Origin of the sequence: Mycobacterium sp. 1465703.0 (genome assembly GCF_001672975.1) — a bacterium.
In the GTDB taxonomy this organism is placed as follows: domain Bacteria; phylum Actinomycetota; class Actinomycetes; order Mycobacteriales; family Mycobacteriaceae; genus Mycobacterium.
In genome coordinates this window covers 15069-29475 of the sequence record NZ_LZKU01000026.1, presented here as the reverse complement: position 1 = coordinate 29475, position 14407 = coordinate 15069, and the positions used below count along the sequence as shown (strand labels likewise).

At 61.0% G+C, this 14407-nt stretch carries 11 protein-coding genes; 7 read left to right on the top strand and 4 right to left on the bottom strand.

What is annotated here, in order from left to right:
- The first annotated feature begins 324 nt into the window (after positions 1-324).
- From A5625_RS02220 to A5625_RS02190, 7 genes are all read left to right on the top strand, one after another.
- Positions 325-1539, top strand: a complete 1215-nt coding sequence (locus A5625_RS02220; RefSeq protein ID WP_082984225.1) for a DUF3500 domain-containing protein — start codon at positions 325-327, stop codon at positions 1537-1539.
- Positions 1540-1722: 183 nt separating this feature from the next.
- Entirely contained in the window at positions 1723-1938 is a 216-nt protein-coding gene (locus A5625_RS02215; protein WP_066988740.1) for a hypothetical protein, read from the top strand.
- A gap of 1667 nt (positions 1939-3605) precedes the next feature.
- Positions 3606-4166, top strand: coding sequence for a TetR/AcrR family transcriptional regulator (locus tag A5625_RS02210; RefSeq protein WP_082984224.1), 561 nt, complete (start codon positions 3606-3608; stop codon positions 4164-4166).
- Positions 4167-4801: 635 nt separating this feature from the next.
- Complete coding sequence (locus A5625_RS02205; protein WP_066988738.1) at positions 4802-5218, top strand: heme-binding protein; 417 nt, start codon at positions 4802-4804, stop codon at positions 5216-5218.
- Positions 5219-5275: 57 nt separating this feature from the next.
- Entirely contained in the window at positions 5276-6289 is a 1014-nt protein-coding gene (locus A5625_RS02200) for an LLM class flavin-dependent oxidoreductase (protein ID WP_066988737.1), read from the top strand.
- On the top strand, positions 6234-7124 hold the full coding sequence (locus A5625_RS02195; RefSeq protein ID WP_082984223.1) for an alpha/beta hydrolase: 891 nt from the start codon (positions 6234-6236) through the stop codon (positions 7122-7124). The genes A5625_RS02200 and A5625_RS02195 overlap by 56 nt, the downstream gene beginning before the upstream one ends.
- 116 nt (positions 7125-7240) lie before the next feature.
- Complete coding sequence (locus tag A5625_RS02190) at positions 7241-8437, top strand: Rieske 2Fe-2S domain-containing protein (protein ID WP_197515934.1); 1197 nt, start codon at positions 7241-7243, stop codon at positions 8435-8437.
- A gap of 1160 nt (positions 8438-9597) precedes the next feature.
- Here A5625_RS02190 and A5625_RS02185 read toward each other — a convergent pair.
- The 4 genes from A5625_RS02185 to A5625_RS02175 form a co-directional block, all read right to left on the bottom strand.
- On the bottom strand, positions 9598-10557 hold the full coding sequence (locus A5625_RS02185; RefSeq protein WP_066988734.1) for an SDR family NAD(P)-dependent oxidoreductase: 960 nt from the start codon (positions 10555-10557) through the stop codon (positions 9598-9600).
- A 204-nt stretch (positions 10558-10761) separates the two neighbouring features.
- A complete protein-coding gene (locus A5625_RS02180; RefSeq protein ID WP_066988759.1) occupies positions 10762-12294 on the bottom strand; it encodes an FAD-dependent monooxygenase in 1533 nt (510 codons plus the stop codon).
- A gap of 786 nt (positions 12295-13080) precedes the next feature.
- Positions 13081-13446 carry a hypothetical protein gene (locus A5625_RS28905; protein ID WP_156747857.1) on the bottom strand — a complete coding sequence of 122 codons (366 nt, stop codon included), beginning with the start codon at positions 13444-13446 and terminating at the stop codon, positions 13081-13083.
- Positions 13439-14059: a TetR/AcrR family transcriptional regulator gene (locus A5625_RS02175; RefSeq protein ID WP_066988733.1), complete on the bottom strand. Its 621-nt coding sequence runs from the start codon at positions 14057-14059 to the stop codon at positions 13439-13441. Before A5625_RS02175 ends, A5625_RS28905 begins: the two co-directional genes overlap by 8 nt.
- Positions 14060-14407: the final 348 nt, after the last annotated feature.

The window sequence follows — 14407 nt, the reverse complement described above, 5'->3', positions numbered from 1 at the left end:
TTCGGTTTCAACCGTCCACGTAGCTCAATGACAACGGTATGCATCGTGCGCTCAAGGGTGAACGACGAGCTTGGGCTCGGCGCACCGAGGGGCTCGTCGATCCCTAACATGTTCGATACTCTCCGAACAGCCGTGGCCGCGCCGTGGGCCGGATCGAAAGCATAATACGGCAGTCCATATCTGGGGCCAATGGACCATCATACGGTCTATTGGCCCCTACCACTAGGACGCTAAATCTTTTATGCTTCAGATGATTGACAAACGTTCATCGCCAGCGGATCACGACCTTCGCGAAAGATCCCGGTAGCCACACAGAGGAGATCAATGACCGCGTGGCCCCGCACCTATGACGGCTACACCGTTCAGCTGGCTCCGTTCGGCGAGCTAAGGCCCTTTCACGGGGTCCTAATGAACGCGCCGTCCGAAGTGGTCGAGCTAATGCGATCAGGGGCCACGGAGCCGTTCGTCGGACTGACGACGGGTGGCGAGGCGCTACGTGACTTGTATTTGGCTACAAATGAACCAGATTCAACCACCGATGCGATCGTGGGCGCTGTGAAACAGTTCCTCGACCTCGTCGACCAACTTGACTACCGCCAATACGTCCAACAGCCGTTCGACAGCTGGCATCGCAGAAGTTGGTTCAACGCCGCGCCGGTATACATGCCAGCCGGTGTGTTGCTCGACGACATGCGCGCCGAACAACAAGAGGCAGCGCTGGCCATCGTGAAGCACTGCCTGAGTCCATCCGGCTACGACCTTGTGCGTAATTGCATGCGCATCAACGATGCACTCGGTGGAATCCTGAACATCTACACCGACACCTTTCGCGAATGGTCTCTGTGGTTCACCATCTTCGGCGAGCCGTCCAGCAACGAGCCATGGGGCTGGCAGATCATGGGAACCCACATCGACATCAACTGCACGATCGCCGGCGGCACGGTAATACTTGAGCCGCTATTTCTCGGCGCTGAGATCCGTGATATCAAATCTGGCCCTTACCAAGGCCTTTCGTTGTTTCACGCAGAGGGTGACGCCGCGCTCAAATTGGGTAGGACGTTGACCGGCAAGCAACGTCAACGAGCTATCTTGTTCCCCTCGATGAACTCCAAAGATCTGCCGCCCGAATTAGGAGGGCCGATCGACGGGCGCCACATCGGTGGCGCTGGCAGAGACAATCGCGTCGTCCCGTACGAAGGTCTCTCGGCTAGTGAGCTCTCGACCGAGCAGCTTGGACTACTGGTCGAATTGATCAACGTGTATCTTGAGCGCTTCCCCCCTCGGCGAAAGCAACAGCGGTGGGAAGAAATTCAAGCACATTTGGACGAGATACACATCGCCTGGATCGGTGACCCGGAGCGCTTGCCATTCTATTATCGGGTGCACGGCCCCACCATCTGGATCGAGTACGATCATCATCCGGCATTGATGCTGGACTCACCTCTCGAGAAACCGCTTCTCGACCACGTGCATACCATCATGCGTGCACCGAACGGTGGTGACTACGGAATGGCCCTGATCGGCCGTCCCACTGCGTAAGGCTGAGGCCCAGATCGAATCACCTACAGCGCCAACCGCGGAGCTCATACGCAAATGGTGCACCGGTGCTGGCGTCAGCGCGGGTTCGCTCCGAGGTGTGCTGACGGATCCGATCTAGCGGCGATGTTTAGGCGCGACGAGGCGCGGACAATGGACCCTTGCTGATTCTTGCGGTGCGTCGCCGTGGCGGCACAACTACCGGCCGAGCTGACGCTCCACTGCATTAACTCGAAAGTTGTTCACACCGTGCACAGATGGTGCGACGCCCGGCTTCCGGGCGGCGAACTGGTCAGCGCCGGTCGGTCCCGCAAGGAAGAACACAGGGCCGATATCGAAGATCGCATCGTCGGCGAAGTCCTCCGGCGCCGCCTCGCCGAAGGTGAAATCCGCTGCCGCTGATAAAGCATATTTCAAGGACCAGAGTCGATTACGGGCTAATCAGGGAACAAGAACGAGTCGCCGCACCGCGAAAATCACCCATTCGATATGCAGGGTTACCGGTAAGGTACGCCACACTATGAAACGTGCTGCAGCAGACCGGTTACGGTGTCCCATCTCGTCATTGACGGTTCTCGCGAGACACTTGGCGGACTTCCGAGTAGTTCATGGCTCCGCTCGAAAGCCACGGGACCGTCAGCCCTCGCACCGCGCCACGGATAGTCGTCCTCCCCGGCGGGTCGTATCTCAACTTCGTCGCAATGGTTGAAGAACAGTTCGGTCCCGTCGGCCAATTTCACGCTTACCTCGCGAAGCCAGTCTGACACCGGTTGGCAGGATGCAAACGTAACCGAGATTCAGTCGGCGCTGGGAAGGCCATGCCAAACTCGCCCATGCCCGCGCTCACGCAACGCCGGTAAGGATCGCCTGGCGTGCCGAGTGTTCGCCGCCTCCACTAATTCCTATCAGAAAGCACGAACGGTTTGTACGTTTCGCTGAGCTGCGAATAAACAATGCTGCATACAGAAATACTGATGGTTTCCTTTCCTAACTGTAACGCGTTACATTATTCATAACTGTGGCAGCGCCAGCGAAGAGCGTGACACTTCCAGGCCTGATCGTCATGGCACTGCACTCGAAAGCTGCACTCTCCGTTGCTATCTCGTACCGAGATATAGGCCCCTCGCCACTATCATGTCGATTACAAAACTGTCTACGCCAATCAACTGTCTATATTCTCACAATTTCACCCAAAAATACCCGGCGGTAACAAGGGTAAGCGGATGTAACCTGACTTCGCGTGGGTTTTTAACACGCGCGATAATCTTTCTCGCCTCCCCGTTTGAACGCGTTCGGCGCAGGCTCAGCGGGCGCCTACTTGATCGACATGAATTAGCCGCGTCGATATCGACGCTGCCGCCGCCTACTACCGAAAGGCGTTGGATGAAAATGACTTTCAGCCCACGGTCGTCCATGACCCGCGGCCTAGGTGCCGGCGAGCGCAATCGAAAGTGGTTCGATGAGGTGCGCTGGCGCTCGCTTTGGGACGTTGGAAGTGCCAATTTGTGCCGGGCGGTTCATGGTTCGATTGCCAGTCGCACCCAGCCTATGGGCCCTACCGCGAAGCCAATTCCAATGGTCGATGAGCCGTCAATCTCACGCGCCTGCGATACCCATGCCACCGCGGTACTTCGTCACAGTGATGTATTGCTGGTGGCCCCGGTCTGCCAGCAGATCGGGCGATGGTCGAGACCAAAGGGGAATTTATGGCGTGTGCGTGCGAAGAATCGGGCCAGCCGCTCTGTGGCTGGTGCGAGGAAGCCATAGAGCAGGGACTACCGCCTGAACGGCACATGTGCCTGAACGGCTGCTGTTGTGAGCACTGAACCGGCACCGCGTAGACAACATCTTCACTGAGGCTAACCACCCAGGTTGAGGGGGCCGCCCCTGGCCGTAGGTTTCAACGCGTTCGATCGGTGTGGCCGCGACGTCGAGGACGAAACTGGCGTAGAGAAGTGCCTGCCGGGCACTCGGATGATCCTGACACTCGACGGCACCGACGGCCGGGTCGCAGTGCATCCTGACGGTCCGCCAAGGGCTTAAGCGCCAGTAGACCGACGCGCCGCACCATGGCCGGCAAAACCCGGTTGCCCGCGAGCGAGGGTTCAGCCCAGTCGGAGACGACCGCTAGCCCACAGCGACGACGCTGTTCCGAGGACCCCGGCCTGCACCGAAACCCCGCGCACCCGCCAGCTGATCCTCAACGCGGCCACCGAAAGTTCGGTAGCTTCGGCTACGACGGTGCACGGGTGACGCGAATCGCCGAACGCGCCGGCGTTGCCCACCAGCTCATCACCTATCACTTCGGCGGCAAAAAAGGCCTATTCGAGGCGCTCGGCGACCGCTGGATGAACACCAGCCGGAGCGTTTCGGAGAGCGACGTGCCGCTCATCGACGTGATGACCGCTTTGATCCATTACATCAGCGAACAAAGCACTTGGGGTAGTGCCCTGATCCGCGAATGGTTTCAAGACCAAGACCACGCCCGCCTCGTCGAGCGGTTGGCGCCGTTGCTGACCAATGCCCGTCAACGACAGCAGCGCGGTGAGATCGCCCCAGACCTCATCGCCGACGGCTTCCCATTGAGCGCAGATCCCCATTGCGGCGGGATAATCCCGCGTTCAACGTAATCGACTGTCCGCCTGCGCAGTGCGAGCGCGCGGGCGAGCATATCGGGTGGCCACATCCATTCGACATGTGGCTGGCTGCCGAACCCCACGACGTGAGCTTCGAAGTTCGCCACAGTGGCGCCCACGTCAAAGCCCCCGTCCAGGTCCAGCCAGAAAGTAAAACTCCAGGCACCGCTTTACCTCGCCAATAACCGACCGCGCCAGTCCCCAGGATCCCGGCGCACAGCGACCCACTCAATCAATGAGATCGGTTGGCCCGCTTTGCTATACGACTGGACGCGGCCGCGAACTCGCATTCGTCGCAGTTGTGCTGGGTGGTACGCAGAATGACAGTACAGGCCACCCCTTACGCGCAAGTCAAAGACCAGAGGCTAACCCAGCGAGCTCGATACACGGACAAACATTCGAAATGTCTGCGCCGGCGGCGAATGCTGGGTTCCCCCCTGCCACGCACGACGATCAACCGTGCGGCGAATCCTCGTCAAGTCGCCGCGACCCCTCGATCTCTTGATGAATACTCATTGACTAGCCGCTGCAGCTCGCGTAGCGTCACGCGTCAGTACTGTTCGAGATGAATAATCATCATTCACTGCGGTTACGAGTCCTTCGCGCCGTCCTAACGTAAGGAGTCACGGTTGAGAGAGGCCCTGTCTTATGAGGCGGCGCATGCCGCTGCTCAAGCTGCCATAGACCTGGGACGCAAGAAAGGGCTGTGGCTCAGTGTTTCCATCGTCAATCGCAGCGGCATCACGAAAGTGATTCTCAGCGACGACGGAGCGGGACCTATGGCGATCGAGACCAGTCGGCGCAAGGCCTACACGGCGGCGGTTACCGGAATGCCCACGACTCTTTTCGCCCAGTTCGCGGCTGACCCGCAGATGGCCATTTCGCCGCCCCACGTGGTGGATCCGCAGCTCCTTCCAGCCCCCGGTGGACTACCGATCTCAGTAGATGGCGAGGTCATCGGCGGCATCGGCGTTGGTGGCGCCGATGGCGCAACCGATAACAACGTCGCCGAGGAGGCGCTGAAGCAGGTTCAAACACTGCTCTGAACTATCCCAGCCCGAAAACCGCTGCAAGTCAGCCAAATCCGGAGGCACCAGACCACAATGATCAAGCCTTGGCTCTTTGAGTTCTTCCATTCGATCCACGATCCTGCCCGCCGCGAGGACCCCGCCGCCATTCACCAGCAGTACAAGAACTACCTCGACCTCTGGGTTGACGACGAAGCGCTCGGATGGGAGGGCATCTTCTTCAGCGAACATCACTTCGGGCCGGGATACAGTCCCTCACCGAATCTCGTGATCGCCCACCTCGCGGCGCGCACCACGAAGCTGCGCCTGGGTGTGCTCGGCACGGTGTCGCCGTATGCCACGCCCTGGCGGGTAGCCGAGGAGTTTGCAATGCTCGATCACCTCACCGAAGGACGCTTAGAGATGGGCGTCGTCAGCGGCATTCCTCCAGAACTGGCCGTCGTCGGAATTTCCCGTGAATACGCGGCACAAGTGCATGCCGAAACACTCGACGTACTGCAGGCGGCGATCGCCAAGCCACTCGTGTCGCATCAGGGCCAGCACTTCTCGTTCGATGACGTGCGGCTCACACCGAGTTTCCTACGGTCCGCGCCGTCAGTATGGACCGCCTCGACCAGCCCGGACTCGGCACGGCGCGCTGGGCAGCGCGGGGTGAAGATGTGCACCGGCTTCGCCGACGTCGAACAACTGACAGCGGTAGTCGAGGCCTACCAGGAAGGCGCCAAATCGGCGGGAATGCCGACCGGGCCCGACCGCGTCGCGATCCGGCGTGCCGTCACCGTCGTCACGGACGATTCTGAACGCGATCAGGCTGGCGCCGCGGCAAAGCGAGGCACCCAGGAGTTCTTCCGCGTAAGCGCCGAGGCCGCAAAAATCCCGGATGCGGGTGAGGCTCCGATCAGTAACGACGAGCTAATCTACGGGTCTCCGAAGCAGGTAGCCGATGAGATCATTCGTCAATGCACCACCGCTGGCGTCGGAAACTTTCTGACCACGTTCAACATCTTCGACCCGGACGAATTACGCCGCACCCATGAATTGTATGGTCGCGAGGTCATCCCCCGCCTGCGCGAAGCACAGATCGGCTGACGCGGCGATGGGTAGCTTTTCGACCTTCGATTACATCGCAGGCGCCGACGCCCGCCAGCGGCTAGATATCGTCAGACCAACTGCCGCAGTTGATTTGCACACAGCTGTCCTGGTCCTACATGGAGGAGCCTTCCTTCATGGCGACCGCGCTGTGGTGCACCCACGATGCCAGGCGCTGGCCGCACGGGGCATCACCGCCATCGCCGTCGGCTACCGGTTGCTGGACACGGCACCATGGCCAGCTCAGCTCGACGATGTGCGTGCGGCGCTGCGATGGACTTACCGGCACGCCGGCGAATTTGCCGTAGACACTGGGCGAATCGTGCTGCAAGGCCACAGCGCAGGCGCACAACTCGCCCTGCTGGGTGCCGATACCCTCGCCAACGACTCGACGCCGGTTGCCAGCGGAGTGATCGCCTACTACCCGCCGGCCGCGATGTCGTTGGCACCGTCAGCCGGTGACATGCCCGCGCAGATGCTGCTAGGACCCGACGCGACCGCCGAGGCCGCCGCAGGCGCGAGCCCACTCACCCATATCGATGCCCGATTCCCGCCAACGGCGCTCGTTCACGGCGCAGCCGATCGATTCGTATCGCCTGTCGCTAGCCTGCGCCTCTTCGAGGCGCTCGCCGTGGCGGGTGTCAGAAGCGAACTACACATTTTCGCCGGCCAGGATCATGAATTCGACATGACACCCCGCTATGGCGATGCCACAACCGATCTCGCCGTTGCGTTCCTACGTGCCGAGGTCGCAGAACGCGAACTGGTCGCCAAAGAGATCATCGACGCCAATCCATTCGCATCGATGCCCGCGCCGGGCGCCGACCCGGCCTGATCTGAAAGGGGTCAACGTTGACTACCACATCGTCTGGGCCAGATACCGGCACGGGCTATGGCCGTCCTCCGTCGTCGCACAACGCGCGCTTGACTGAGGTAGGCCCCGGCACGCCGATGGGTGAGGCGCTGCGCCGCTATTGGCACCCAATCGCGTCCTCGAACGGGTTGACAAGTGACGTGCCACACCGCACAAAGGTGTTGGGCGAAAACTTAATTGTGTTCCGCGATGGACGCGGGCGCGCAGGAGTGGTGTTCGAACGGTGTGCGCATCGGGGCAGCAGCCTGTACTACGGGCGCATCGAGGAGGACGGTATCCGCTGCTGCTATCACGGTTGGAAGTTTGATGTGCAGGGTCGCTGCCTGGAGCAGGCGTGCGAACCCGATCGTGGCCGGCGCCGCGACGCTGCCCGCCAACCGTGGTATCCCGTGGAAGAACGCTACGGGCTGGTGTTTGTCTACATGGGCCCACCCGAACACAAGCCCCCCCTACCGCGCTACCGGATGCTCGAGGAATTCGGCGAGGGAGAGGAACTATTCAGCGAAATCCCGGTGCCAGGCATGAACGTCACGGGTCTATTGACCGAGTGCAACTGGTTGCAGTCCTTTGAAAATGCGATGGACCCCGTGCATGCCTCGTGGCTGCACTACACACACAGCGGCCCTCAATTCGAGGGCGCCGGCGAGGCAGATGGGTTCCCCGTGTCATTCTTTGACCCCTACGCGTTGCCGGGGGCCATCGTGTACGAAAAGTCAGAACACGGTGCGCTCTACCGTCAGAGCTTCCAAAAAGAGGATCCCGATGGTGGGTCCCGAAAACTGGTGTGGACCACCGAATGCCACCTCCCCAACATCGTCGCCTTACCAGATTTCGTAAAGCTGCGGATAGATCAGCCGCACGACTGCCTCATTTGGGCCGTGCCTTGTGATGACACGTCGTTCAGGAGCTTCGTCGCCGTCCGAGCGACCAGCATTGAGCGCCTGATGCGCATTGCTCTGGGCATCAAGCAAAATGGCAAGTATTTCTGGGAAATGACCGAAGAGGATGCCCAGCGCTACCCCGGCGACATGGAGGCCCAAACTTCGCAGGGCTCGATCACCCAGCACTCCGAGGAGACGTTGGCGACCACCGACAAGGGCGTGGTGATGCTCCGCCGTCTGCTAAGCCAGATGGTCGACGACGTGGAAGCCGGCCGGGACCCGCAGAACGTGGAGCGCGGGGAGGCGCGTGCACGCGAAGTCTTGTCCGGACTGTTCACAGAGGGACACACCGACCACCACACCCACCCCGCCATCGCGGCGGTGCCCGGTTAGGGAATTCGCATCTGCGCCAAACCAGACAAACACCGCAACCCGAAGTGATTGAGCCGCAATCGTAGACGCGGGCGGTGAGGAACTCGTGAGGCTCTCGGTGCAACTTCACACAGCTGGAGCGGGTGGCCAACACGGAGCACGATTGGCTGACCTCATCGCCGCCCCAGAAGAGTTCACGAAACGCGCTAATGAGATGCGCCGATGGCTCACCGACGACGTTGTCAATTAGTGCATCTCGGTCAGCCTCCCCCTGGCACGATGCCGCCACCGCACAGTCATCGAGATCGCAACCTAGTCACCTTCGGCTGTCGCCAAGCAGCGAAGCGAACAGTATGCCGATCGCCCCACCGAGAGACTAGTGATCATCGGGGCTCCGCGCCCGGACAATGCGGTGCCCGCTCTGCGTTTGGAAGGCGCAGTTGTGTCCGTTTAATCGTTGCACCACAGGTGCCGGTACTGGCGTGGACGTCATGGGAAATCCACTTACCTTCGTTTCCGCCATCGCACCGCATCTTTCTGATTACGGCCGGCGCCGATGGCAAGCATGCTCGTCATGACCGGATCTATAGAGCCTGCAGCGTTCACCGCGCTCGCCAGCATTGGTGTATTTCATGCCCAACAATCAAGCCGAGACCTTCGTGGCGATTGACAGGACGGCGCGACGGTACCGCTGCAACCTGCTCGTTGTGGAATCGACTGTGGGCGTTGGAATCTACCTACTAGGCAGTCGTGGATCTCGGCTACGGTGAGCGCGCCGTTGAGTACTCACCGACGACGTGGTCTTCGCGCTTCTCACTTGGAGGGCTGGTCAGCGATCGCCAAGTTCGACTGGGGCCGTCGCGGAGGCGGACCGCGGGTAACCCTCCACGTTGTAGATAGCTTCACGCTCCGCGAATCAAACTTCAGGTCGGTCCGCACGTGATACATCGTGTCCCTGCATGGACGCGATGCCCGCATAGCTCAATAAATCAGCAGTCTTATTCTCATGACGGCTGTCCAGAACTCATATGTCGCCAGCAGCGACGCGCGGAAAGATCGGCAGCCGGCCACCTGCCTGAACGACCGACTCGCTGCCCTGACGTTGACTGCCGCACCACCGGACACACGTTCGCGCCCGTGCTAAAAACCGCCCGTGCAAATCAGCTCACAAGCTTTGCAGGTCACCCGTTCTCGACAGCAGCGAGTTGTTCGAGCGCCGCATGCGGGGGCGTAAAATGTGGCTGCTTGCCCTTGATGGCCTGCGTCCAACCGTCCTGTTGGAGGGGCACGTCCCGCAGCACCGCAGCGAGGGCCTCGACTGTCCACGGCTTCTCGTCGTTGTCGAGGTGGCGCTCGGCGGACCAGCCCTCGAAGATTGTCACGTCATCGCCGACGACCCCGAATACCCTTCCGGTGAATCGGCACAGGGGCGATGCAAGGAAAGCCCCGAGAGTGGCCACATGATCCGGCGCCATGCGATCGAATCCTTCTGGAATCTGGCTCATTAGCGGACCTGCAACGAATTCGCTGACGCGGGTGCGCGCGACCGGGGCCAACGCATTGGCCCGAACGCCAAGGTCAGCGAGCTCGACAGCGCAAGCGATGGTCAGCGCGGCTACACCCGCCTTGACCGCCACATACATCGGGTTGTTTCCCATTGGTGTCAGTCCGACAGCTGACGAGGTGTTGATAATCCGGCGGCCGGCTTCAGGCCCTTGTTTGCGCCAGTGCGCCGATGCCCAATGACACACTGCGGCAGTGCCATTTAAGCCGACGGCAATCGTGCGCTCCCAATCATCACGGGTCACTTGATCGATGGTGCAGAACCGCGCGATCATGGCATTGTTCACCACGATGTCCAGCCGTCCAAAGGCGTCGAGCGCCGCCTCCACCAATCCGCCAACCCCGTCCCAATCAGAAACGTCTGTGGTATCAATCGCAGCGCGGCCGCCCGCCGCGATGATTTCCTCGGCCACCTCGGCCGCAGGCCCACTGCTGACAGCACCCTCACCGTCGATAGCCGCACCCAGATCGTTGACGAGCACTGCCGCGCCTTCTCGGCTCAGCTTCAATGCGTGAGCGCGACCAATGCCACGCCCGCCGCCCGTTACGATCGCGACCTTGCCATCCAAATATCCCAATTCACCGCTCCTTTGCGACTCGATCGTGGTCGACCAGAAGGGCCGAACCGTTAATGCGTTTTGGGTCTTCCGCCACCGCCGGCTGCGGCACGTCGACCCGCACGGCACGATGAATGTTCATCAGACTGTAACTGGTCTCGGGTAATTTGTTGGCCAAAACCGCCAAAATGTTCGTGCGCAGCTTTAGGGGCCGGGCAGCGGCCGCTAGGCACTGGTGCCACCTTCGCCGAACCAACGCCGCAAAGCGGCGCGTAACCGAATGTCATCACCACTTTCGAATGCGTCGGCTGCCCAAGCAACGTAGCCGTCGGGCCGAATCAACAGCGCGGATAGCGGGCAATCCGGAATCGCCGAAACGAGTGCCTCAATTCGCCCCTGCCAATCCTGCGCTGCTGCGACGGCATGCCCACCTGACAAGTCGAGCAGCACGGGACGCGCGTGATGTAGCAATTCGGCGACGCGTCGCCCGTCGGCTAGCGTCAGATCGGGGAGAAACCGGCCGGCGAGCCGATGGTTGTCACCGACGTCATAGCGGACATCGGAGCCCGCCAGCAAGTGCGCTACGTGCTCGGCAGCGCCTGGAACCTGCAGGAGCTCCTCTAAAAGGTCACGCAGACCGCTTATTTCAGGAGCGGGCAAGGTGAGCGCCAATTGCGCCAACGAATGCATCATGACTCTTTCCCCGACCGGGTGGCGCTCGCTCTGATAGGTGTCAAGCAGTCCAATCGGTGCGATACCCTTGGCGGCGGCGGCCAGCTTCCAACCCAAGTTCATGACGTCCTGTAGCCCGAGGTTCAGCCCGGGCCCTCCAATCGGGGAATGCACATGCGCCGAATCCCCCACCAGAAAAACGTTTCCGGAGCGATAGCGGTCGGCCTGGCGCGTATTCTGGCCGACGATGCGCCGCAGCCTGTGCGGTCCAGGACCGCGCGGCGGCTCGAACGGCAAGTCGACGCCCAACACTCGCCGCGCGCTTTCGCGCAACTCCTCCAGGGTCATCGGTGTCTCGTCGCTTGGCCCGGTGCCTAACTCCGCGGTGGCCACCCAAGTGCTGCCATACAGATCGAAGAACACGAAGGTCCCGCCATCAGTTCTAGTGGGCCGCCCCAATGGAATTGGGCCGAAGCCAGGAATGTGGATACCGCCGTCGGCAGTGCGCAGCTCATCGGCGACGTGCACGTCGGCCATCCGAGAGACCGTCAGAGTTGTGACGCCCGGAAAATCGATTCCGGCGCTCTTGCGGACAAAGCTACGACCGCCGTCCGCGCCCACGAGGTAGGTGGCGCCGATCTCGTAGACCTTCCCCTCCGCGGTCACGGTTAGCTCGAGTTCGCCGTCGCTGCCGGCGATTCCAGTCAGTTCATGCCCCCACCGGATGTCCACGCCGAGGGTGTGTGCCCGCCTCTCAAGAAGCGCGACCAAGCGCGGCTGTGGTATCGGCAGCGTGTACATCGGGTTATCGGGCACACCCAAGAATCGGACCGGGATGCCAGCGAACATCCACCCATCCAACGCCCTCGGCGGTTGCGGATCGCCGCTGAATTCGTGATAAAGCCCACGGATATCAAGGGCTCGAACCACTTGTCCGACAAGGCCGTTTGCCTTGATTTCGTCGCTCGGTGCGCGTAGCCGCTCAAGCACGACGGGCTGGACTCCCCCCAGGGCAAGCTCGCATGCAAGCATCAGCCCGTTCGGTCCGCCCCCGGCGATCACCACATCGGCACGGTTCTGGCTCATCGACTTCCCCTTGTTTCCTTTCACGAGGCGGGACGCGTCGGCGTGGTACCCACGGTCATGCAGGCTCAACACAGGTTGCGGCCCGATCCTGTCGTCCCCGTTCGCGGCCAAAGTAGTGCAGTGCCGGTGCTAGCGGCGCGGGCCGCGAGCAGTTGACCACGAACGGCTGATCCGTCGAGATCATCGACCGGTCGCCACGGTCGACTCGCGTACGGGCTGGCGTTGCTCGAACGTGGGCATTCACCACGGAGCAACTATGCGCTGAATGTTCATCAATTGCAAGCTTGATTGTCGCCCATTGATAAGGGCGGATCCCTGGGCTGGCCATCCGCTGGGGGACGAGCGCCGCCATCGGGCTCGTTACTATCCGGCTGCTGATCCTCACCTCATTGATTGTTAGAGGAGCGAACAGAAGCTCGGTGAGCCCGGCGCCGTCGACCATGGCGGCCCCTCTCCCGGCATTGGTGAACCGGCATTGCCACCACTCTGCGGCCGCGTGGCGATTGGATCGCACTCACTGCAAAAATGCAACAATTCGCCGCATTGCTATTCTCGCAGCCTAGGTTATTTACGCTCGTCTTTACGACGGACTTGGCGCTCGGGCCCCTGCGATGGAAATCATGTGACAGCTCCACCCGTTGACATATGCGACGTGGTAACGGTGGCTGGGTTACCACCCTGGTCGGGCCCGACCCGCCGATGACATCGCGCTTGCTACTGGCTGCGATGATGCTCTATGGCGGTGGGCGTGGATTGTGTTGGTGCGCACAATATGTCGCTGAGGTCCTATACCGGCGGAGTGATTCCGGCTTCAACATAGGAGACGACGCAATCGTGCAATGCGTGGGCTCGCGATTCGGTATCACTCGGGCATGCCCATTCCAGGTATGGCTGATTTCCAAAGGCGGAGACATGTGTGTTGAAAATTGTCGGCTCGGCGCCGACACCCAAACTGGGCTCTAGCCCCATCCAGAAGGTGTAAATCCAGGCGCCGCCTTCGCCCTCCCGGTATCCGATCCGACAGTAGTCAGGATCGCGGCGTTTGGCCGCCCACTGATCAAGGGAAATCGATCGTCCTGCGCGATCAAAGAAACGATCCCGCAGGCGCACTCGTGATACCGCTTCCGCTGCGGAATGAAGGTGATCACTCATCGCCGCCAGCCTCAAGGTTCGGAAGTCGATATTGAGTGGGGCGACTGAGGCCGGGAATGATGACATCGTCGACCAGGGCCCGCACGGTGCGTTGGGTAGGACGCCGACGCGAAACGACGGACCGAAATATTAGATAGCCCGGCAGGAGATCCCACAGTTCGGTGTCGATCGAGTCCTTTTTGATCTCACCACGCTCGACGGCTTGCCGCAGGATGTGGTTGATCGAGCCCGCTCGCTCACCGAGGAACTGACGCTGCATTACGTCGGCGAGGGCAGGATTGCGTGATAACTCCATCAGCACCGCCCGGATCGTGCTCGCCTGCTTGCGGGCGTGCTCACACATCGCTTTTCCCAGCTGCAGCAAATCGCCGCGCAGCGTGCCGGTATCGGGGGCCTTCGCGTTGTGTTCGGCGCCTTGGACAAGCGCGGCCAGTACCAACTCGGCTTTCGACCCCCAGCGGCGGTATATGGTGGCTTTGCTGGCACGGGCGCTGGTCGCCACCGCGTCCAAGGTCAACCTCTCATACCCATGGTGCTGTAGCAGCTGTAATGTCACTGTAAGCAAGTCGGACTCGCGCTGTGACCAGGCTGAGGACTGTGCCAACGCCGCCATGCTTTTCCGGTTAGCCGAACCGTCCAGGTGCGACACTATAGGCTTCCTCTCCAGTGTTCCGAGGCGCGGAGCATGCACACATCACCGGGACATTACCAGCTGAATATTCATCTATTCTCGTAATATGACTTACGCGCGCAGATGGGTTTCGCGGAGCTTGCGAGCTGTGGGAAGCTAAATCTCCATCAATTTGCGCCGCGCCTTTCCGCTACGGCGCCGTTGTCTACGGACGGCCGTTGCTCTCAACCATCGAGAACGCAGTGGTAGTCGGGGCTACGCAACCGATTTGCTATGGAGTTCGAACGCGGGGAATGCGTGTAACCAATGCGAGCAGCGAACGACTATACG